Origin of the sequence: Streptomyces sp. CB02366, from assembly GCF_001905905.1 — a bacterium.
Taxonomy (GTDB): Bacteria; Actinomycetota; Actinomycetes; order Streptomycetales; family Streptomycetaceae; genus Streptomyces.
On sequence record NZ_LIVT01000003.1, the window covers coordinates 193,343 to 213,200 of the forward strand.

Annotated in this window: 16 protein-coding genes; 7 read left to right on the plus strand and 9 right to left on the minus strand. The window is 73.0% G+C overall.

What is annotated here, in order from left to right; translation table 11 throughout:
- Positions 1 to 27: 27 nt before the first annotated feature.
- From AMK24_RS09455 to AMK24_RS09465, 3 genes are read left to right on the plus strand one after another with little or no spacing between them, the layout of a single operon-like run.
- Positions 28 to 819 (plus strand): ABC transporter ATP-binding protein, encoded by a 792-nt coding sequence (locus AMK24_RS09455; RefSeq protein ID WP_073767034.1) that lies wholly within the window; start codon positions 28 to 30, stop codon positions 817 to 819.
- Positions 806 to 1,732, plus strand: coding sequence for an ABC transporter permease (locus AMK24_RS09460; protein WP_073767036.1), 927 nt, complete (start codon positions 806 to 808; stop codon positions 1,730 to 1,732). Before AMK24_RS09455 ends, AMK24_RS09460 begins: the two co-directional genes overlap by 14 nt.
- A gap of 8 nt (positions 1,733 to 1,740) precedes the next feature.
- Positions 1,741 to 2,505, plus strand: a complete 765-nt coding sequence (locus AMK24_RS09465) for a sirohydrochlorin chelatase (protein WP_073767038.1) — start codon at positions 1,741 to 1,743, stop codon at positions 2,503 to 2,505.
- Between the two features lie 60 nt (positions 2,506 to 2,565).
- Here the strand turns inward: AMK24_RS09465 and AMK24_RS09470 are convergent, their stop codons facing one another.
- Positions 2,566 to 3,183: a mycothiol-dependent nitroreductase Rv2466c family protein gene (locus AMK24_RS09470; RefSeq protein WP_073767040.1), complete on the minus strand. Its 618-nt coding sequence runs from the start codon at positions 3,181 to 3,183 to the stop codon at positions 2,566 to 2,568.
- Between the two features lie 225 nt (positions 3,184 to 3,408).
- Entirely contained in the window at positions 3,409 to 3,957 is a 549-nt protein-coding gene (locus tag AMK24_RS09475) for a DUF1697 domain-containing protein (RefSeq protein ID WP_073767042.1), read from the minus strand.
- 81 nt (positions 3,958 to 4,038) lie between these two features.
- Between AMK24_RS09475 and AMK24_RS09480 the strand changes: the two genes are divergently transcribed.
- On the plus strand, positions 4,039 to 4,860 hold the full coding sequence (locus AMK24_RS09480) for an APH(3'') family aminoglycoside O-phosphotransferase (protein WP_073767044.1): 822 nt from the start codon (positions 4,039 to 4,041) through the stop codon (positions 4,858 to 4,860).
- Positions 4,861 to 5,116: 256 nt separating this feature from the next.
- Here the strand turns inward: AMK24_RS09480 and AMK24_RS09485 are convergent, their stop codons facing one another.
- From AMK24_RS09485 to AMK24_RS09505, 5 genes are all read right to left on the minus strand, one after another.
- Positions 5,117 to 6,319, minus strand: coding sequence for a S8 family peptidase (locus AMK24_RS09485; RefSeq protein WP_073767046.1), 1,203 nt, complete (start codon positions 6,317 to 6,319; stop codon positions 5,117 to 5,119).
- A 569-nt stretch (positions 6,320 to 6,888) separates the two neighbouring features.
- Entirely contained in the window at positions 6,889 to 8,088 is a 1,200-nt protein-coding gene (mgt, locus tag AMK24_RS09490; RefSeq protein WP_073767048.1) for a macrolide-inactivating glycosyltransferase, read from the minus strand.
- A 54-nt stretch (positions 8,089 to 8,142) separates the two neighbouring features.
- Positions 8,143 to 9,441, minus strand: coding sequence for an ABC transporter substrate-binding protein (locus AMK24_RS09495; RefSeq protein WP_073767050.1), 1,299 nt, complete (start codon positions 9,439 to 9,441; stop codon positions 8,143 to 8,145).
- Entirely contained in the window at positions 9,441 to 10,325 is an 885-nt protein-coding gene (locus AMK24_RS09500; RefSeq protein ID WP_073767052.1) for a carbohydrate ABC transporter permease, read from the minus strand. The genes AMK24_RS09495 and AMK24_RS09500 overlap by 1 nt, the downstream gene beginning before the upstream one ends.
- A gap of 26 nt (positions 10,326 to 10,351) precedes the next feature.
- Positions 10,352 to 11,404 (minus strand): carbohydrate ABC transporter permease, encoded by a 1,053-nt coding sequence (locus tag AMK24_RS09505; protein ID WP_073767054.1) that lies wholly within the window; start codon positions 11,402 to 11,404, stop codon positions 10,352 to 10,354.
- 143 nt (positions 11,405 to 11,547) lie between these two features.
- Between AMK24_RS09505 and AMK24_RS09510 the strand changes: the two genes are divergently transcribed.
- A complete protein-coding gene (locus AMK24_RS09510) occupies positions 11,548 to 12,414 on the plus strand; it encodes a phosphotransferase enzyme family protein (protein ID WP_073768727.1) in 867 nt (288 codons plus the stop codon).
- Positions 12,415 to 12,646: 232 nt separating this feature from the next.
- On the opposite strand, the gene AMK24_RS09515 is transcribed toward AMK24_RS09510, so the two are convergent.
- The gene (locus AMK24_RS09515) at positions 12,647 to 13,360 is read right to left on the minus strand and encodes a 3'-5' exonuclease (protein WP_073767056.1); all 714 of its coding nucleotides are present in this window, start codon (positions 13,358 to 13,360) and stop codon (positions 12,647 to 12,649) included.
- Between the two features lie 195 nt (positions 13,361 to 13,555).
- A complete protein-coding gene (locus tag AMK24_RS09520; protein ID WP_073767058.1) occupies positions 13,556 to 14,791 on the minus strand; it encodes an SAV2148 family HEPN domain-containing protein in 1,236 nt (411 codons plus the stop codon).
- A 417-nt stretch (positions 14,792 to 15,208) separates the two neighbouring features.
- On the opposite strand from AMK24_RS09520, the gene glgX reads away from it, so the two are divergent.
- Positions 15,209 to 17,338: a glycogen debranching protein GlgX gene (glgX, locus tag AMK24_RS09525; protein WP_073767060.1), complete on the plus strand. Its 2,130-nt coding sequence runs from the start codon at positions 15,209 to 15,211 to the stop codon at positions 17,336 to 17,338.
- Positions 17,339 to 17,415: 77 nt separating this feature from the next.
- Positions 17,416 to 19,788 carry a malto-oligosyltrehalose synthase gene (gene treY, locus AMK24_RS09530; protein ID WP_073767061.1) on the plus strand — a complete coding sequence of 791 codons (2,373 nt, stop codon included), beginning with the start codon at positions 17,416 to 17,418 and terminating at the stop codon, positions 19,786 to 19,788.
- Positions 19,789 to 19,858: the final 70 nt, after the last annotated feature.

Sequence of the window (19,858 nt, forward strand, 5' to 3'; positions counted from 1 at the left end):
CGCAAGGATTCCCAGGAGGTGACGACCATGGCGACCCCTATCCTCACCAAGGCCGAGGACCGTACGGCGGTCGGGCACGCCGCCCGTCTCACGCATGTCTCGAAGTCCTTCGCCGGACCCACGGGCGCGCAGCTCGTGCTGGACGACATCTCGCTCGACGTCGCTCCGGGCGAGTTCGTCACCCTCCTGGGGGCCTCCGGGTGCGGAAAGTCGACGCTGCTGAACCTGGTGGCCGGACTCGACCGCCCGTCGAAGGGGTCCATCGAGACCCCCGGCGGGCGGCCGGCCCTGATGTTCCAGGAGCACGCCCTCTTCCCGTGGCTGACCGCGGGCAAGAACATCGAACTGGCCCTGCGGCTGCGCGGGGTTCCCAAGACCGCGCGCCGCACCGAGGCGGAGCGGCTGCTCGAACTGGTCCGGCTCGGCGGGGCGTACGGCAAGCGGGTGCACGAGCTGTCCGGCGGGATGCGCCAGCGCGTCGCCATGGCCCGCGCCCTCGCCCAGGACAGCCAACTGCTGCTGATGGACGAGCCGTTCGCGGCGCTGGACGCCATCACCCGCGATGTGCTGCACGACGAACTGACCCGGATCTGGGCGGAGACGAACGCCTCGGTCCTCTTCGTCACGCACAACGTGCGCGAGGCCGTACGGCTCGCGCAGCGCGTGGTGCTGCTCTCCTCCCGGCCGGGCCGGATCGCCCGCGAGTGGACGGTGGACATCGAGCAGCCGCGCCGCATCGAGGACACCGCCGTGGCGGAGCTGTCCGTCGAGATCACCGAAGAACTGCGTGGGGAGATCCGCCGACATGGCCAGCACTGACATCACCTCCGACCGGAAGCGGCCGGCCGGGGAGGCCGGGTCCGTCGGGGCGGAGACCGACGACCTGGCGGGACTGGAGGCGGGGCTCGACGCGCTCGACGCCGTGCAGATCCGCCGCACCCCGGTGCGCGAGGTGCTGGTGCAAAAGGTGCTGCCGCCGGTCGTGGCGGTGGTGCTCGTCCTGGCGATCTGGGAACTGCTGGTCCGCGCCCAGGTCACGGAGGTCTACAAGCTGCCGCCGCCGTCCGCCGTGTGGGACAGCGCGCGGGAGATGTGGCTGGCCGGCACGCTGCTGGAGGTCGTCTGGACCAGCGTCTCGCGCGGTCTGCTCGGCTTCCTGCTCGCGGTCGCCATCGGTACGCCGCTGGGGCTGCTGGTCGCCCGGGTCAAGCTGGTCCGGTCCGCGATCGGCCCGATCCTGTCCGGGCTGCAGTCGCTGCCCTCGGTGGCGTGGGTGGCCCCGGCGGTGATCTGGCTCGGGCTGAACGACCGGATGATGTTCGCGGTGATCCTGCTGGGCGCGGTGCCCTCGATCGCCAACGGGCTGCTCTCCGGCGTGGACCAGGTGCCCCCGCTGTTCCTCCGGGCGGGCCGCACGCTGGGCGCGACCGGGCTGCGCGGGACCTGGCACATCGTGCTCCCGGCGGCGCTGCCCGGCTATCTGGCGGGCCTCAAGCAGGGCTGGGCGTTCTCCTGGCGCTCGCTGATGGCCGCCGAGATCATCGCCTCCTCCCCGGAACTGGGCCTGGGACTGGGCCAGTTGCTGGAGAACGGCCGCAGCAACTTCGACATGCCCGGGATCTTCCTGTCGATCCTGCTCATCCTGTTCGTCGGCATTGCGATCGATCTGCTGATCTTCAGTCCGCTGGAGCGGTGGGTGCTGCGCAGCCGCGGTCTCCTCGTCAAGAACTGAGTCCTCCCATGACGCGCCCCGCCCTCCTCGTCATCGCCCACGGCAGCCGCGACCCCCGGCACGCGGCGACCGTGCACGCGCTCACCGAGCGGGTACGCGCCGAGCGGCCGGGGGCGCGTGTGGAGACCGCGTTCCTGGAGTTCAACGCCCCCTCCGTGCCCCGGGTGCTGGAGCGCCTGGCCGCACAGGGGGCGGACGAGGTGGTCGCCCTGCCCCTGCTGCTCACCCGGGCGTTCCACGCCAAGACCGACATCCCCTCGGTCCTGCGCGAGGCCCGCGCCCGGCTGCCGCGGCTGCGTATCCGCCAGGCCGACGTACTCGGCCCGTCCCCGCTGCTCGACGCCGCCCTCGGGCGGCGGCTGCGGGAGGCCGGGGTCCGCCCCGGCGACCACCCCCGGACCGGGCTCGTCCTGGCCTCGGCGGGATCCACGGACCCGGAGGCGATCGCAGTGATCGCTGAAATCGCGCGGGAGCTGCGGCACACCGGTTGGTGCGCCGTGCGGCCTGCGTTCGCCTCCGCTGCTCATGCCGGGAGCTTCCCCCCCACCGAGGACGCGGTGCGGGCCCTGCGCGCCGAGGGCGTGGAGCGGGTGGCGGTGGCCCCGTACGTCATCGCGCCCGGCCGGCTCCCCGACCGCATCGCGGCCGGTGCGGAGGCGGCCGGGGCGGACGTCCTGGCCGATGTGCTGGGACCGGCCCCGGAGTTGGCGCGACTGCTGCTCGACCGGTACGACGCGGCGCGGATGCCGGAGGGGGCGTCGCTGTCGGCGTGAGGGCCCGGGCCGGCGGCGGCTCCGGCGGGGCGGTCGACGGCAGGCGGGTCGTGGCCCGGCTCAGTCGTAGGACAGCCCTCCGGACCGGGCCCGCTTGAGTTCGAAGAAGCCCGGGTGGTTGGCGAGGACCCGGAAGCTGTCGAAGAGTACGGCCGCCTCCGTGCCGCGCGGGACCGCGTTGAGGACCGGACCGAACCAGACCGTGCCGTCGACGTGGATGGTCGGCGTGCCCACGTACGCGCCCTGCTCCGGGTCCTTGCCCGCGTCGTGGCTGCGGGCCACCTCCTCGTCGTACGCCGTGGAGTGCGCCGCCTCCGCCAGGCCGGCGGGCAGGCCCAGTTCGGCGAGGGAGGCGGCGACCACGGCGTCGAAGTCCTCCTCCTTGTGCTGGTGGATGCGGGTGCCGAGCGCGGTGTAGAGGTCCCGCAGGACGGTGTCGCCGTGGGCGGCTGCCGCGGCGACGGCCACGCGGACCGGGCCGATCGACTTGTCGACGAGTTCGCGGTACCAGTCGGGCAGTTCGTTGCCCTGGTTGTGCAGGTAGAGGCTCATGGGGCGGAAGCGCAGGTCGATGTCCCGGTGCCGCTCGACCTCCAGCATCCAGCGGGAGGCGATCCAGGCGAACGGGCAGGCGGGATCGAAGAAGAAGTCGACGGTGGTGCGGTGTCCGGTGCTCATGGGCCGAGCCTACGGAGCACGGGGCGGGGGATCCCGGGCCAATCGGGTTCCGGTCGGGTGGGCCAGTTGCGGTGGGGCGGGGCCGGTCCCGGTCGGGTGGGAATTGCGGTGGGGCGGGGCCGGTCCCGGTCGGGGCGGGCCGCGGGGCAGCGGGGCCGCCCCGGGCTTTCCGCTCCGGGCGGTCGGGGCGGCAGGCGCGGCGCCTGTGCCCCGAGCGGGGCCGGCTCAGCCGCGGGTCAGCTCCACCAGTTTGGCGACGGTGTTCCAGTTGCGGGTGGTGGCGGTGAGGCCCTTGACGTGGCGGGGGCGGGCCAGCGCCACGGCCAGCTTGGAGCGGCCGAGGCCGTCCGGGGCGTACAGGTACAGGCAGCGGTCGCCGAGGCGGAACTCCTCCGGCAGGAAGGACTCCGTCTCCAGGCCGGCGAAGCGTTCCGCGTCCACGGCCCGGTCGAAGTAGGTGACGTGGAGCTGCTTGCCCTCCAGTTCGGCGGCCGGGAAGGGGCAGGCGCCGGCGACGGCGGCGAGGTAGCCCGCGTCGCGGACGAGGCAGTCGACGGTGAAGCCGAACCGTCGGCGCAGCGCCTGTTCCAGGGCCGCGGCGAGCGCGTCCTCGTCGTCCTCGTCGCTGCGGAAGACGGCGTTGCCGCTCTGCAGGTAGGTGGTGATGCCGGTGTGTCCCAGCTCGGTGAGCACGGTGCGCAGTCCGGCCATCGGGACCTTCTTGCCACCGCCCACGTTGATCCCGCGCAGCAGCGCCGCGTACGTCGTCGTCATGGCGACCCACCTTAGGGCCTGTCGGCACACTGCCGTCGCTCGCCAGGCGGCAGTGCGACACCAGGCCCTAAGGTGTCCGTCATGAGCGCTCACCGCGGACCCCGGACCCTGTCGCCGGTGCTGCTCGGCGTGGATGACGGTGGCTGGGTGCCCGTCACCGCGGGCGAGTCGGGAGCGGCCGTCTTCCGCAGCGCGGACGCCACCCGGTATGCCAAGTGCGTGCCCGCCGCGGATGCGGCCGGACTGAAAGCCGAGTGCGACCGGGTCGAGTGGCTGAGCGGCCAGGGCGTACCCGGTCCCCGCGTGGTCGATTGGCGGTCCGGTGACGCCGGCGCCTGTCTGGTGACCACTGCCGTATCCGGTGTACCCGCCGATCAGGTCTCCGCCGGGGAACTGCGAGTCGCCTGGGAACGCATCGCGGACGCGGTCCGCCGACTGCACGGGGCGCCGGTGGCGCAGTGCCCTTTCCGCCGGGACCTGGACGCGATGGTCGCCGTGGCGCGCGATGTCGTGTCCCGTGGCGCCGTCAATCCCGAGTTCCTCCCCGTCGAGCAGCAGCGGACGCCCTCCGTGGAGCTGCTGGACCGCCTCACCGGGCAGGTCGCGCGTCGACGGGAGCAGGAGGCCGCCGACACGGTCGTCTGCCACGGAGACCTGTGCCTGCCCAACATCATCCTCGATCCGCGGAGCTGGGACGTGTCGGGCTTCGTCGACCTGGGCCGCCTCGGACTGGCCGACCGCTACGCCGACCTGGCACTGCTGCTGGCCAACGCGCGAGAGACGTGGACGGACGAGGGACGGGCCCGGGCCGCGGACGCGGCCTTCGCCGAGAGGTACGACATCGCCCTCGACCACGACCGGCTGCGCTTCTACCTCCATCTCGATCCGCTCACCTGGGACTGATCGATGTCCCGGAGGTGACCGGGCGGACCGGAGGGGGCGCCGGGACGGTGGAGCCCGGCCAGGTGGACGGTCGATGACACACCGGACCCACGGCCCCCTGGTCTCCCCGGGGCCGCCCGGCCCCTTCGGGAAACGGCACAGCCGCCGCGCCCCGTGGGGGAGAGCGCGGCGGCCGTGGTGCGCGGTGTCCGGGCGGCGAGGTGTGGGGCCGCCGCCGCCCGGCGGCCGGTCGGAACCGGGGTGTCGGGCCGGGGTGCTACTCGACGACCTTGAGGAGCTTGTTGGCGGTGTCCTCGGTGGCGTTGCCGATGGCGTCCGGGGTGGCCCCCTCGGTGAGCGCCGTGGCGACGGCCTCCGGGGTGGCGTCCTGGTGGCCCGCCAGGTAGACGGCGGCGGCGCCGACGACGTGCGGGGTCGCCATGGACGTTCCGGAGATGGTGTTGGTGCCGCTGTCGCTGTCGTTCCAGGTGGAAGTGATGTCCGATCCCGGAGCGTAGATGTCCACGACGGAGCCGTAGTTGGAGAACGACGACTGCTCGTCGTCGACCGTGGACGAGGCGACGGTGATCGCCTCGGGGACGCGGGAGGGCGAGCCCTGTCCGGCGTCGCTGGACTCGTTTCCGGCGGCCACGCCGAAGGTGATGCCCGCCGCGATGGCCTTCTGGACCGCCTCGTCGAGGGCCGGGTCGGCCCCGCCGCCGAGGCTCATGTTGGCGACGGACGGGCCCTTGGCGTTGGCGGCGACCCAGTCGATCCCGGCGATGACCTGCTCGGTGGTGCCCGAACCGTTGTCGTCGAGGACGCGGACGGCCACGATGCTCGCCTTCTTGGCGACGCCGTGCGCCGCCCCGGCTATGGTGCCCGCCACGTGGGTGCCGTGGCCGTTGCCGTCGTCGGCGTCGTCGTCGTTGTCGACGGCGTCGAAGCCGGAGGTGGCGCGGCCCTCGAAGTCCTCGTGGGTGACGCGGACACCGGTGTCGATGACGTACGCGGTGACGCCCTCGCCGCCCGCGTCGGGGTAGGTGTAGGCCTTGTCGCCCGCGGTCTCGGTCTGGTCGATGCGGTCCAGACCCCACGACGGCGGGTTGTCCTGGGTGGCGTTGATGCTGAACTTCTTGTTCTGCACCACCTTGGCGACGGCCGGGTCGGCGGCGAGGCGCTTGGCCTCGGTCTCCGAAAGGCCGCTGGCGGAGAAGCCGTTGATGCTGGAGGAGTAGTCGCGCTTGAGCTTGCCGCCGTACTCCTCGGCGAGCCCGGCCTTGTCGGCCTTCTTCTCGTCGAGCATGACGATGTAGCTGCCGGAGACGGCGGTGGCCGCGTCCGTGCCGTAGACCGTGCCCATCGGAGCCGGCGCGGCTTCGGCGAAGGCGGTCCCGAAGAGGGTGATCCCGGCGGCGGCCGCCACGGCGGTGACGGCGGCGGTGAGCTTGGTACGACGGGTGCGCTGGTGCTTGGCCATGAAGAGGGTTCTCCTCGTCATTCTTTGTGGGGGGATTGGCCCTCGGCCGGAAGATCTCCGTGGGCTGGCTCGAAACCCTGACCGATTGACGGGCACAGTTCAAGACCCACAGGGAGGTGTGACTTGTTCAACAAGGTTGCGTAACGGGAAATCGGCCGTGGCCGGTCACAGCAGTCGCGGAACGCCGCCGAGCCGCCGGCCCGACCGGATCGGCCTCCTGCGAGCGGCTTCGCCCGACCGCGCCACCCTTGCATATCGCCTGTTCAGCAAGGCAGTTGGGGTAACGACCGACCACCCTCGGCGAGGTCCGGAGGCGCTCCGGCGAGGCCCCGGAGCCGATGTGACGCCGCGTGAAGACCCGTGAAGGTCTGTGAAGGCACGCGCGAGGAGGGTGAACGCCTGGCCCCCGGGTGTGAAATCGCCGGGGCGTGCGTGCAGATGCGCCGACCGGAACCGCCGTAACACCGGTTTCACGGCGCCGGAACAAGGCCGTCCCGCCCCACGAAGCCGCCGGCGGCGGCAAGGGGGCGGGACGGGAGAGCGTCCGGATACCCGGCGGGCGGGTCCGCTCAGCGCGACAACTCCGCCTCGATGAGGTCGGCGGCCCGCGAGGTGCCGCCCTCTCGGGCCGTCCGCTCGCGCAACAGCGCGCAGCGGGCCGCGACTTCGGGGTCGCCCACCAGGGCGAGCACGGCCTCGCGCAGGGCCGCCGCGTTCGCCTCCTCCATCGGGAGGCTCCGGGCCACCCCCAGCGACTGGAGCATGTCGGCGTTGCCGAACTGGTCCACGGCCTGCGGCACGGCGACCATCGGGGTGCCGGTGGCGAGCCCCTCCTGGCTGCCGCCCGCCCCGGCGTGGGTGATGAAGGCGTCCGCCTGCCGGAGCACGGCCAGTTGCGGCACCCAGTCGCGCACCTCCACGTTGCCGGGCACGTCACCGAGTTCGGCGGGGTCGACGTGTGCGCCGATCTGGAGCACCATGTGCCAGCCGGGCAGGCCGCCGAAGGCCGCGACGCACTCCCGGTAGAAGGCGGGCTGCTTGGTGAACGAGGAGCCCAGGGAGACCAGGAGCACCTTCTCGGCGTCGGCGGGCCGCCGCCACTCACCCTGGTCGGAGCGGTCGCCCTGGCAGGCCCCGACGAAGGTGTACATCTCGCGGTTCACCCGGTCCGCGTTCGGCTGGAGGGCCTCGGGGATCAGGACGAGGCCGCGGCGGGGGCGGGCCACGAAGTCGTCGGCGGGGAGGTGGCCGAGGCCGTTCTCCGCGAGCCAGCCCTCGAAGCGCGCGTAATAGGCCCTGCCGCGCTCGGTCCGCTTCAGCTCGGCGGTCATGGGCTCCCCCACCTCCTTCTCGTACCCGTCCCAGGGGACCAGGTTGGGCCACAGGGAGACGGCGGGGACGCCCCAGCGGTGGGCGAGGACGCGGGCGGGATAGGAGGTGATGTCGTGCAGGACGAGGTCGGGCTCGTCGCCCGCGAAGGCGTCCGCGAGCTGCGGGAGCGCCTGGACGGCGTCGGCGAGGAAGGGTTCGATGTTGTCGATCAGCTCCGTCCCCCAGGCGTCGGGGTCCTCGTCGGTCGGCAGGGTCGAGTTCCAGATCACCGGCTCCGCCCCGGTGGCGGCGACCTTCTCCGCGAAGGAGGCGGGAATGGCGTAGCTGACACGGTGTCCACGGTCGACGAGCTCGCGGATGACGTCGAGGCTCGGGTTCACATGCCCGTGGGCGGCGATGGAGAACATGGCGATATGGGCACGCGGGGATTCCGTCATGCCGGTGACTCTAAACGAGACGAGACGTCTCGTGCAATGAATTTCCGTCCCCGATCAGCGTTGGTAGCGGGCCAGGACCCGGTTGCCGTCCTCCACCAGCCGTTCGCTCAGCTCGTCGGCGTCGATCGCGCCGCTGTAGAACTCCTGGTACGCCGGGGTCGCCACCTTGTCCTTCCACTCGGGGTAGCCGCGCACCGACTGCGCGGGCGCGGGCCGCAACCCCTTCGCCAGGGCGGCGCCCACGGCCCAGCCGTGCTCGGCGGAGCGGAGCGACGGGTCGGCCAGCGCCCGCGTCCCGGTGGGCAGCATCCAGTCGCCGCGTGCCAGACGCACCATGTTCGGGGGCCGCAGCAGGAAGTCGATGAACGCGACGGCCTCCTCCTTGTACGGGCTCTCCTCCGCCACCGACAGCGTCTGCGGGCTCACCCCCTGGACCGCGCCCCCGGCCCCCGCGGGCATCGGCAGGACCGACCAGCCGAACCCTTCGGGGGCCTGCTGGATGATCTGCTGGCGGTAGGAGAACCCGAGCGGGAGCATCGCGTACTTGCCGCCGAAGAAGCCGGGCAGCGCGTCCGAGCCGCCCATGCCCAACGCGCCGCGCGCCGCGCTGCGGTCGGCGTTGACCTGGTCGCGGATGGTGCCGGGCACCACGCCGTCGCCCCGCCGGAAACGCAGGACCGCCTTGCCGTCGCCGTCGCGGTGGAAGAGCCGGCCGCCGCCGGACAGGCCCAGGTTGAGGGTGACGGAGACCGGTTCCTTGAGCGGCCAGGCGATCCCGTACCGCCCCTTTCCCGTCAGCTCCTTCGTCACCTGCCGGAACTCCTGCCAGCTCCAGGGGCGTTCCGGGGTCGGGATGCGCGCGCCCGACGCCTTCAGCAGCTCGGTGTTGGCGATCAGGACCCGGGGCTCCTGGAGGAAGGGCACCCCGTGGACGCCCTCGCCGAACGTGGTGGTGCGCCAGGACCGCTCGGGGATGTCGGCCTTGAGCCGGGCGGGCAGGTAGGGGCGGAGGTCGGCGAGGTAGCCCCCGTACGCGAAGTCGGCCAGGTCGTCCGAGGCGTCGTGGATGATGTCGGGGGCCTCGCCGCCCTCGAACGAGGTGAGCAGCTGGTCGTGGACGCTGTCCCAGCTGCCCTGGACGTACTCCACCTGGACGGCGGGGTGGGCGGCGTTCCACTCCTTCACCAGGCGCTTGTTGGCGTCGACCGACTCCTTCTGCCAGGCGAGCGACTGGAACCGGAGACGGATCGTGCCGTCCGCGTCCCGCCCGTCGTCGCCGTCGCCGGAGCAGCCGCTGAGCAGCAGGGCCAGGACGGTGACGGCGACGGCCGCCCGCCGGACCGCGCCGCGCATCAGTTCTTCACCGCCCCGGCCGCCATCCCGCCGGTGATCCGCCGCTGGATGAAGGCGAAGAGGACGAGGGAGGGGAGGGTGGCGAGGAACGCGGCGGCGGCGAGCGGGCCGAGGTCGGCCACGCCCTCCGCGCCGAGGAAGTGGGTGAGGACGACCGGCAACGTCTGCTTCTCCGGGGTCTTGAGCAGGACGAGCGCGAAGAAGAACTCGTTCCATGCGGTGATGAACGCGAACAGCGCGGTGGCGACGAGGCCGGGGGCGAGCAGCGGGGCCACGACCGAGACGAGGGTCCGCACCCGCCCCGCTCCGTCGACGGCGGCGGCCTCCTCCAGTTCGGTCGGCACGGCCCGTACGTATCCGGCGAGCATCCACAGCGCGAAGGGCAGCGACCAGACGACGTAGACGAGGACCAGGCCCCCGAGGGAGTTGATCAGGTGCAGGTTCTTCAGGACCAGGAAGAGCGGGATGATCACCAGGACGAACGGGAACGCCTGGCTGACCACGACCCACCCGGTCGCCGCGGTGGCGAGACGGCCCCGGTGGCGGGCCATCACGTACGCCATCGGGGTGGCGATCACGACGGAGATCACGGCCGCGCCGACGGCGGCGATCAGGGAGTTGGCGGCGGCCTGGAGCAGCGGCTGCTCGTCGAACGCCTGCCGGAAGTTGTCCAGGGTGGGCTGCTCGGGGATCCAGGTGGGGTGCAGCGAGCCCAGTTCGCGGGCGGGTTTGAAGGCGGTCGAGATCAGCCACGCGAAGGGGAACGCGAGGAAGACCAGGTAGGCCAGGAGAGCCAGGTACTGTCCGGCGCGGGCGGCCCCGCCGGTACGCAGACCGGTGGACTCCCGCCTTCCGGAGCCACGCTTCACCGGTCCTCGTCCCATCAGTCCTCGTCCCATCAGTCCCCGTCTCATCGGTCCTCCCCTCCCCCGATGCGGCCGACGAGATAGAGGGCGAGGAGCACGGAGACCACCGCGACCATCACACAGCCCATCGCCGCGGCGTAGCCGAACTGTCCGTAGCGGAAGGCTTCCTCGTACGCGAAGAGCATCGGCAGCCGGGTCCGGCCGCCGGGTCCGCCGCTGGTCAGGACGTAGACGAGCGCGAACGAGTTGAAGTTCCAGATCAGGTTGAGGGCGCCGACGGCCAGGGCGACGGGTTTGATCGCGGGCCAGGTGACCGTACGGAACCGGCGCCAGGCGCCCGCCCCGTCCAGGGCCGCCGCCTCGTGGAGCTCGCGCGGGGTGTTCTGGAGTCCGGCGAGCAGGGCCACCGTGGTCGTCGGCATCCCCGCCCAGACGCCGACGAGGATCACGGCGGGCAGCGCGGTGGCGAGGCCGGTCAGCCAGTCCCGTCCGTCGCCGAGGCCCAGGTCGCGGACGGTCTCGTTGAGGATGCCGGCGTCCGGGTTGTAGACCAGCCGCCACATGATGCCGACGACGACCTCGGGCATCGCCCAGGGGATGATCGCCAGCGCGCGGGCCAGCCAGCGCATCCGCAGGTTCTGGTCGAGCAGCAGGGCGAGGCCGAGCGCCAGGAGGAACTGCGGGACGGTGACGCCCGCGGCCCAGACCAGGCCGATCCGGAACGAGTCCCAGAACAGGGTGTCGTGCAGCAGGTCCTGGAAGTTGAGCACGCCGATCCACTGGGTGGAGCGGGTGCGGCCGGACTGGGCGTCGGTGAAGGAGAGCGCGATGCCGTAGAGGAGGGGCCCGACGCTGAGGACCAGGATCGGGAGGAGCGCGGGGAGCACCAGGAACCAGGCGGCCCGGTCCCCGAAGACCTTGCCCCGGGGCCGGCCGGACCGCCCGGGGCTTCCGGTGCGACCGGAGCTGCCGGTGCGCCCGCCGCCCCGTCCGCCCGCCCCGTCGCTCCCGCCCGGTCCCTCGCGTCCGCCCGGGTCGCCGGGTCCGCCGTGCGGGCCGCCCGGTCCGGGCGGCTTCGCCGCAGTCGCCGATGTCACGAAGAAGACCCCTCTGTCCGGTGAGTCACTGATGCGCCCGAAGCGGACTTCGTCCCGTTCCGGCTGCCCGGAAGGCCCCCGTCATGGTGCTGACGGGCCGTCGGTTCGTCAAGGCGGCCTGCGCGGATGCGAAAATCGCACCCATGGACGAGATGCGTGCGCGCGAGGTGCTGACGGCCGCCGGGCTCCCCGGCGCGGCGGAGCTGCTCGCGCTGGGCGAGAACGCGGTGTTCGCCGCCGGTGACCTGGTGATCAAGGTCGGCCGGGACTCCACCGGCCATCCCGAGCTGCGGGAGCGGGCCGAGCGGGAGGTGGCTCTGGCCGACTGGCTCGCCGCCTCCGGTGTTCCGGCCGTACGTGCCGCCGAGAGCGGGGCCCGGCTGGTCGAGGGGCACCCGGTGACGCTGTGGCACCGGCTTCCCGAGCCCGTACGCCCCGCCGAGCCGCGCGACCTGGCTCCGCTGCTCTCGCTGGTGCACGCGCTGCCGGCCCCGGCGGGGTTCACCCTGCCGCGCCGTGAACTGCTGGGCGGCGTCGAGCGGTGGCTGAGCCTGGCGGGGGACGCGATCGATCCGGCGGACGCCGACTACCTCCGCGAGCGCCGCGACGGTTTCGCGGCGGCGGCCGCCGCCCTCGTCCCCCACCTCCCCCCGGGGCCGATCCACGGCGACGCGCTCCCCCGCAACGTCCACGTCGGCCCGGACGGCCCGGTCCTGGTGGACCTGGAGACGTTCTCCGCCGATCTGCGGGAGCACGACCTGGTCGTCCTCGCCCTCTCCCGCGACCGCTACGGGCTCGACCCCGCGGCCTACGACGCCTTCACCGCCGCGTACGGCTGGGACGTCCGGGAGTGGGAGGGGTGCGCGGTCCTGCGCGGCGCCCGCGAGACGGCCAGCTGCGCCTGGGTCTCCCAGCACGCCCCGGCCAACCCGAAGGCGCTGACGGAGTTCCGCCGCCGGGTGGCGTCCCTGCGCGAGGACGACCCACAGGTCCGCTGGTACCCGTTCTGAACGAGTCGCAGGGGCGGTTCCGGCGCCTGGCGGGCCCCGGCGGCACGAGGCCGCGTACGCTCTCGCTCCCCACGCGCGCCGGCCGCGAGGGGGCCCTCCGCTCGTCCGCGCGGCGCCCCTCGGCCGGGACCGGTCCGTGCCGGTCTGCCGCCCGGCCCTCCTCCGCAGCGGCGGCGTCGCCGTCGGGCGGACCACGACGCGCGTCCCGTCCGGCGCCCCGGACGGGACACCGTCAGGACAGCCGCGGGATGAGCGGCCAGGCCGGCTCGACGACCGCCGCCGGGTCCGAGGTGCGGCGCAGATACGCCTGGAGGGACGACGACTGCTCGGCCGCCGCGTGCACCTGGAGGCTGTGCAGCTCCTCCAGGGGCATCCCGCCGATCCGCTGGTACTCCTCCCCCACGCGCCGTGCCACCCCGGCGGCGGCGACGGCGTCCGCCCGGGCGTCGTGCGCGTCGTCGAGGGGAACGCCGTAGTGGGCGCACAGGGCGTGGAGGGTTCGCTTCCCCCTCCGGTAGGTGTCGACGTGCTTGTCGATGACCAGCGGGTCGATGACGGGCGAGGGGTCGGCGCCCAGCCGTTCGCCCACCGACGCGATCCCGTACCGCCGGCACTCGCGGTCGAGCAGGGACAGGTCGTAGCGCGCGTTCATCACGACCAGCGGGATGCCCGAGCGCAGTCCTGCGGCGATCGCTCCGGCGATCTCCTCGATGGCGGGGGCGGCGGGGAGCCCGTGCTCACGGGCGCGCTCGGTCGAGATGCCGTGGATGGCCGACGCCTCCTCGGGTATGGCCACGCCGGGGTTCAGCAGCCAGGTCCGCTCCTCGGACACGGAGCCGTCCGCCTCCAGCCGGACGACCGCCGCCGTCACGATGCGGTCGGACTCCACGTCCGTCCCCGTCGTCTCCAGATCGAACGCCGTCAACGTCCCGCTGGGCCAGCTCATCCCGTACCTCCGTCTGCGTGCTTCCCCCATGTGACGACCACCCTCGCACGCGCCACTGACAGCGACGGACGGGGCCCTGCGCCGCACGGCCCGTCAGGGGGCGGCCGGGGCGCGCGAGCGGGCGGGGCCCGGCCGGGCGCGCCGCGCCCCTCTCCACCCCAACCGCTCTACCCCGCCCGGGGCCGCGCACGCCCCTCAGGAGACCGGCCGGGAGTCCGTCCAGACCGATTCGAACTCCTCCCGGTACGTCTCGAACAGGCCGTGTTCGCTGTCCTGGCCCGCCCGCACCACCGTGCGCCTGCCCCCGCCGCGCAGCACCAGCACCGGCGCCTCCATGCCCCGGGCCCGCCGCAGGTAGGGCTGGACGACGCCCACCGCGTCCGGGCCGTCGCCGTCCACCAGGTAGGCGGTGAAGCGCGGGGTCTCGTCGAAGACCTGGATCTCGAACGCGCCCGGGTCGCGGAGCCGGGAGCGCACCCGGCGCATGTGGAGGATGTTCATCTCCACCGAACGGCTCAGCTCGCCCTTCTTGAGGCCCAGCTCCCGCTCCCGGCGTTTGACCGCGCTGCTGGCCGGGTTGATGAACAGCAGCCGGACCCGGCAGCCCGACTCGGCGAGCCGCACGAGGCGGCGGCCGGAGAAGTTCTGCACGAGCAGGTTGAGCCCTATCCCGATGGCGTCGAGCCGCCGCGCCCCGCCGAACAGGTCCTCGGCCGGCAGCTGGCGCTGGAGCCGCACCCGGTCGGGGTGGACGGAGACCACGTCCGCGTACCGGTCGCCGACCAGCTCCTCCACCGCGTCCACCGGCAGCCGGTCGGCGGAGGGCACGCCCGCCCCGCTGCCGAGGATGTCCAGGAGGCGGGCGGAGGCGCGCTCCGCCTGGGCGAGCACCGCTTCGTTCAGCGCCCGGTTGCGGGAGACCACGTTGCGCGCGACCTCCAGCTCGTCCAGGGCCAGCTCGACCTCGCGCCGGTCGTCGAAGTACGGCTCGAAGCACGGCCAGTGCTGGACCATCAGCTCGCGCAGCTGCGGCAGCGTCAGGAAGCTGAGGACGTTGTCGTCGGCCGGGTCCAGCAGATAGCCCTTGCGGCGCGACACCTCGCGCACGGCGACGGCGCGCTGCACCCACTCCTGCCCGGCCGGTCCGGCGGCGGCCACCACCCACTCCTCGCCGTGCACCGGCTCGTAGACCGGCCGGAGCACCGCGGCGACGACGGCCCGCAGACGCTGTTCGACCAGATTCAGCCAGATATAGGCGCGCCCCGCCCGCTGGGCCCGGGTCCGCACCTCGTTCCAGGAGTCCGCTCCCCAGTCCAGCTCGGCGCCGATCTCCATGGGCTGCGCGAGGGACACCGCCCCGGGCGGGGCATCGGTCGTCTCCCCCTCGCGACCCGCGTCACCTGGGGGTAGCTCGAACCCACCCGAGCTCACCCGCGTACCGCCTTCCACTCCCCCACCCAACGATCAAGGAAGGGTACTCCGGGAGCGTGATCCGACGCAGCCCGATGCGCAGGCGACTTTCCCAACTGCCCGGCCCGTGCGGCTCGTTCTCGGTGGCGAGATCGGGTGGAGTGAGCGGATTCATAGTGATTGGGCCCCCCGCCCCGGGGCAGAATCCGGACGCCTGCCGGGTGACGGTGTCCGGAAGCACGTCCGGAGCGGCAGGGACGTGTCCGAAGTTGACCGGTACGGCGCGTGGCGGACGACGGGACTCGGCCGCACCGCGTGACGTCCTAGGTGAGCGCCCCGTTTTCGGGGAAGATTCCGGACGTATTCGGGAAATGTTCGAGGAGCCATCGGGCCGAGGAAAGCCGCAGCCCCCGGATCAGAAGTGGAAGAGTCTTCATCATGCAGGTCTGGCCGGGACACGCTTACCCGCTCGGCGCCACGTACGACGGCGCCGGGACCAACTTCGCGGTCTTCTCGGAGGCCGCCCACCGGATCGAGTTGTGCCTGCTGCACGACGACGGATCCGAGACGGCGGTGGAACTCCGGGAGACCGACGCCTTCGTGCGCCATGCCTACCTGCCCGGGGTGATGCCGGGCCAGCGGTACGGCTTCCGGGTGCACGGGCCGTACGAACCCCAGAACGGGCAGCGGTGCAACTCCGCGAAGCTGCTGCTGGACCCGTACGCCCGTGCGGTCGCCGGGAAGATCGACTGGGGCGAGGCGGTGTACGGCTACCCGTTCGGGAAGCCGGACGCGCGCAACGACCTCGACTCGGCGCCGCACACCATGAGCGCGGTGGTGGTCAACCCGTACTTCGACTGGGGCGACGACCGCCGGCCCCGTACCGACTACCACCGCACGGTGATCTACGAGGCCCATGTGAAGGGCCTGACGATGCTGCACCCGGGGCTCCCGCCCGAGCTGCGCGGCACGTACGCGGGGCTGGCGCACCCGGAGGTGATCGCCCACCTCACCGAACTGGGGGTGACCGCGATCGAGCTGATGCCCGTCCACCAGTTCGTGCAGGACCACCGGCTCGCGGACATGGGGCTCGCCAACTACTGGGGTTACAACACCATCGGCTTCTTCGCCCCGCACAACACGTACGCCTCCTGGGGCGACCGGGGCGAGCAGGTGCTGGAGTTCAAGCAGGCCGTGAAGGCGCTGCATCAGGCGGGCATCGAGGTCATCCTCGACGTGGTCTACAACCACACCGCCGAGGGCAACCACCTGGGGCCCACGCTCTCCTTCCGCGGGCTCGACAACGCCTCCTACTACCGGCTCACCGACGACCAGCGGTACTACATGGACACCACGGGCACCGGGAACTCCCTGCTCATGCGGTCCCCGCACGTGCTCCAGATGATCATGGACTCGCTGCGGTACTGGGTGACCGAGATGCACGTGGACGGGTTCCGCTTCGACCTGGCGGCCACGCTCGCCCGCCAGTTCCACGAGGTGGACCGGCTCTCCTCGTTCTTCGACCTGGTGCAGCAGGACCCGGTGGTCAGCCAGGTGAAACTGATCGCGGAGCCGTGGGACGTCGGCGAGGGCGGCTACCAGGTGGGCAACTTCCCGCCGCTGTGGACCGAGTGGAACGGCAAGTACCGCGACACCGTCCGCGACCTGTGGCGGGGCGAGCCGCGCACGCTGGCGGAGTTCGCCGGGCGGCTCACCGGCTCCTCCGACCTCTACCAGGACGACGGCCGCCGCCCGCTCGCCTCGATCAACTTCACCACCTGCCACGACGGCTTCACCCTGCACGACCTCGTCTCGTACAACGACAAGCACAACGACGCCAACGGCGAGGAGAACCGGGACGGCGAGAGCCACAACCGGTCCTGGAACTGCGGGGCCGAGGGCGAGACGGACGCCCCGGAGATCCTGGAGCTGCGGGCCCGCCAGATGCGGAACTTCATCGCCACGCTGATGCTCTCGCAGGGCGTGCCGATGCTGTCCCACGGCGACGAGTTCGCCCGTACGCAGCACGGCAACAACAACGCCTACTGCCAGGACAACGAACTGGCCTGGGTGCACTGGCCCGACCCGGACGAGCCCGCCGACGCCCCCGCCTCCACGCTGCTGGAGTTCACCCGGGCCATGGTGTGGCTGCGCCGCGACCACCCGGTCTTCCGGCGCCGCCGCTTCTTCCACGGGCGTCCGATGGAGGGCACCCACGACGAGCTGTCCGACATCGCCTGGTTCACCCCCGACGGCGAGGAGATGACGCAGCAGGACTGGCAGGCAGCGCACGCCAAGGCGATGACCGTCTTCCTGAACGGGCACGCGATCTCCGAGCCGGGGCCGCGCGGCGAACGGATCTCCGACGACTCGTTCCTGCTGATGTTCAACGCGAGCGCCGAGACGCTGGAGTTCGCCGTCCCGGTCGGCCACGGCGAGCAGTGGCAGGTCGTCGTGGACACCGCGCGGCCGGAAGGCGTCCCGCCGGGGACCGGCCCGAAGGTGGCCGAGGGCGAACGGGTCACGCTGATCGGACGCAGCCTGGTGGTGCTGAAGCGGCCCGCCTGAGAGCCGCCGGGGACGCGGCGGGGTGAGGTTCCGCCCGGGGTGACACGGATCGCCCCGGGCGGGGTACGTAGGAGTCCATGACGCCCACCGCCACGTACCGGCTTCAGCTCCAGCCCGACTTCCCCTTCGCCGCCGCCGAGAAGGCCGTGCCGTATCTCGCCGCGCTCGGCGTCTCGCACCTGCACCTCTCCCCCGTCCTGGAGGCGGTCCCCGGCTCCACCCACGGCTACGACGTGGTCGACCACGGCCGGGTCCGGGCGGAGCTGGGCGGCGAGGAGGGGCTGCGCTCACTCGCCTCGGCCGCCCGGGAGCACGGTCTCGGGCTCGTCCTGGACATCGTGCCCAACCACATGGCGGCCTCCCCCCGGCACAACCGCCGGCTGTGGGAGGTCCTGCGGGAGGGCCCGGACTCCCCCTACGCCCGCTGGTTCGACATCGACTGGGCGGCGGGCGGCGGGAAGGTGCTGCTGCCGGTGCTCGCCGGGCCGCTCGGCGGCGAGCTGGAGCACCTGGCCGTGGAGGGGCAGGCGCTGCGCTACCACGACCACGCGTTCCCGCTGCGGGTCGGCACGGCGGGCCTTCCGCTGCCACAGCTTCTGGACGCCCAGCACTACCGGCTCGGCTGGTGGCGCCTGGCCCGCACCGAGCTGAACTACCGGCGGTTCTTCACGGTCCCGGAGCTGATCGGGGTGCGCGTGGAGCATCCGGAGGTCTTCGAGGACACCCACGCCAAGGTCCTGGAACTGCTCCGTGACGGCGTCCTCGACGGGTTGCGCGTCGACCACCCCGACGGGCTCGCCGCCCCCGCCGCCTACCTGGAACGGCTCCGCGACGCCACCGGCGGGCGGTGGACGGTGGTGGAGAAGATCCTCACCGGCGACGAGCGCCTGCCCGCGGAGTGGGCGGTGGCGGGCACCACCGGGTACGACGCGCTGCACCGGATCGACGGCCTGTTCACCGATCCGGCCGGGAGCGCCGAACTGCTCGGGCACTACCGCGATTTCGCCGGCCCGCCCGCCGACCGGGGCGGCGACTGGACGGAAACGGTGCGCCGGGCCGCGTACCGGGTGGTGACCCACGAGCTGGCCGCCGAGACCGCCTGGCTGACCCGGCTCGCGACCGCCGTCTGCGCCCAGGACCCCGCCCTGCGCGACCATGCGCCGTGGGCGCTGCGGACGGCGGTCCGGGAGCTGTTGGTACGGGTTCCGGTCTACCGGCCCTACGTCACGGCGGGCGAGCCGCCGACCCGGATCGCCGAGGAGGCCCTGACCGACGCGGCGGTACGGGACGCGAAGGCGGTGTTCGCCGTCCCCGAGGAGGCGGCGGCCGTGGACGTCGTACGGGAGTTGGCGCTCGGGCGGCTCGGCGGCGGCGAAGAACAGGCCGCGTTCTGCGCCCGGTTCGCGCAGACGGCTTCGGCGCTGCACGCCAAGTCGGTGGAGGACACGGCGTTCTACCGGTACGTCCCGCTGCTGTCGGCCACCGAGGTGGGCGGCGACCCGGGGCGGCCGGCGGTGTCACCGGAGGAGTTCCACGCGTTCGCCGCCCGGATCGCCCGCGACTGGCCCGCCACGGGCACGGTCCTGACCACCCACGACACCAAGCGCAGTGCGGACGTACGGGCCCGGATCGCGGTGCTGTCCCAGTGCCCGGAGCGGTGGGCGGCGCTGGTGTCGGAGGTGGCGGCGGCGGCACCGGTCGCCGCCCCGGACCGTCAGCTCGCCTGGGCCGCCTGGCAGTCGGCGTACGGCTGCGCGGAGCTGCCGGCCGAGGAACTGGGCGGCCGGTTGGAGCCGGCGCTGCTGAAGGCGGTGCGCGAGGCGGGGCTGTCCACCAGCTGGACGGAGTCGGACCCGGCCTACGAGCGGGCGGTGGCGGACTTCGTCGCGGCCGGTCCGGGGCGTGCGGCGGGACCGGTCCGGGCCCGGATCGCGGAGTTCGCGGACGCGCTCGCCCCGCATGTGCGCGCCCACGTGCTGGGAGCGGCGCTGACGCACCTGACGATGCCGGGGGTGCCGGACCTCTACCAGGGCACGGAGAGCGAGTACCTGGCCCTGGTCGACCCGGACAACCGGCGGCCGTTCCGGCGGCCGGAGGTCCCGGACGAGAAGCGGGAGCTGACGTCGGTCGCGCTGGGGCTGCGGCGGGAGCTGCCGGACGTGTTCGGGGCGCGGGGGACGTACGAACCGTTGACGGCCTCCGGTCCGGCCGCCTCCCACCTGGTGGCGTTCTGCCGGTCGGGCGAGGTGGTCACGGCGGTGACCCGGCTGTCGCTGCGACTGGCCGAGGGCGGCGGCTGGGGGGAGACGGTGCTGGAACTGCCGGGCGGGGACGGCTGGGAGGACCTGCTGTCGGCTTCGCCGGGCCGGGTGTTCGCGGGCGGGGCGGTACGGGCGGGCGAGCTGTTCGCCGAGCGGCCGGTGGCGTTGTTGCGGCGGGTGCGGGGCTGAGCGGGCGGGGCGGGCCGTCCGCGGCGGTCGCCGCGCGAGGACGGGTCGTGGGCGTCGCGGGGCGGCCCGC

Excerpts from the sequence above, each read along its gene's own strand:
- AMK24_RS09485 (WP_073767046.1), bottom strand. The coding sequence starts at position 6,319 with ATGGCCAAGCACCAGCGCACCCGTCGTACCAAGCTCACCGCCGCCGTC.
- AMK24_RS09460 (WP_073767036.1), top strand. The coding sequence starts at position 806 with ATGGCCAGCACTGACATCACCTCCGACCGGAAGCGGCCGGCCGGGGAG.
- glgX (WP_073767060.1), top strand. The coding sequence starts at position 15,209 with ATGCAGGTCTGGCCGGGACACGCTTACCCGCTCGGCGCCACGTACGAC.
- AMK24_RS09465 (WP_073767038.1), top strand. The coding sequence starts at position 1,741 with ATGACGCGCCCCGCCCTCCTCGTCATCGCCCACGGCAGCCGCGACCCC.
- AMK24_RS09495 (WP_073767050.1), bottom strand. The coding sequence starts at position 9,441 with ATGCGCGGCGCGGTCCGGCGGGCGGCCGTCGCCGTCACCGTCCTGGCC.
- AMK24_RS09475 (WP_073767042.1), bottom strand. The coding sequence starts at position 3,957 with ATGACGACGACGTACGCGGCGCTGCTGCGCGGGATCAACGTGGGCGGT.
- AMK24_RS09515 (WP_073767056.1), bottom strand. The coding sequence starts at position 13,360 with ATGAGCTGGCCCAGCGGGACGTTGACGGCGTTCGATCTGGAGACGACG.
- AMK24_RS09480 (WP_073767044.1), top strand. The coding sequence starts at position 4,039 with ATGAGCGCTCACCGCGGACCCCGGACCCTGTCGCCGGTGCTGCTCGGC.
- treY (WP_073767061.1), top strand. The coding sequence starts at position 17,416 with ATGACGCCCACCGCCACGTACCGGCTTCAGCTCCAGCCCGACTTCCCC.
- AMK24_RS09500 (WP_073767052.1), bottom strand. The coding sequence starts at position 10,325 with ATGGGACGAGGACCGGTGAAGCGTGGCTCCGGAAGGCGGGAGTCCACC.
- mgt (WP_073767048.1), bottom strand. The coding sequence starts at position 8,088 with ATGACGGAATCCCCGCGTGCCCATATCGCCATGTTCTCCATCGCCGCC.
- AMK24_RS09455 (WP_073767034.1), top strand. The coding sequence starts at position 28 with ATGGCGACCCCTATCCTCACCAAGGCCGAGGACCGTACGGCGGTCGGG.
- AMK24_RS09510 (WP_073768727.1), top strand. The coding sequence starts at position 11,548 with ATGGACGAGATGCGTGCGCGCGAGGTGCTGACGGCCGCCGGGCTCCCC.
- AMK24_RS09470 (WP_073767040.1), bottom strand. The coding sequence starts at position 3,183 with ATGAGCACCGGACACCGCACCACCGTCGACTTCTTCTTCGATCCCGCC.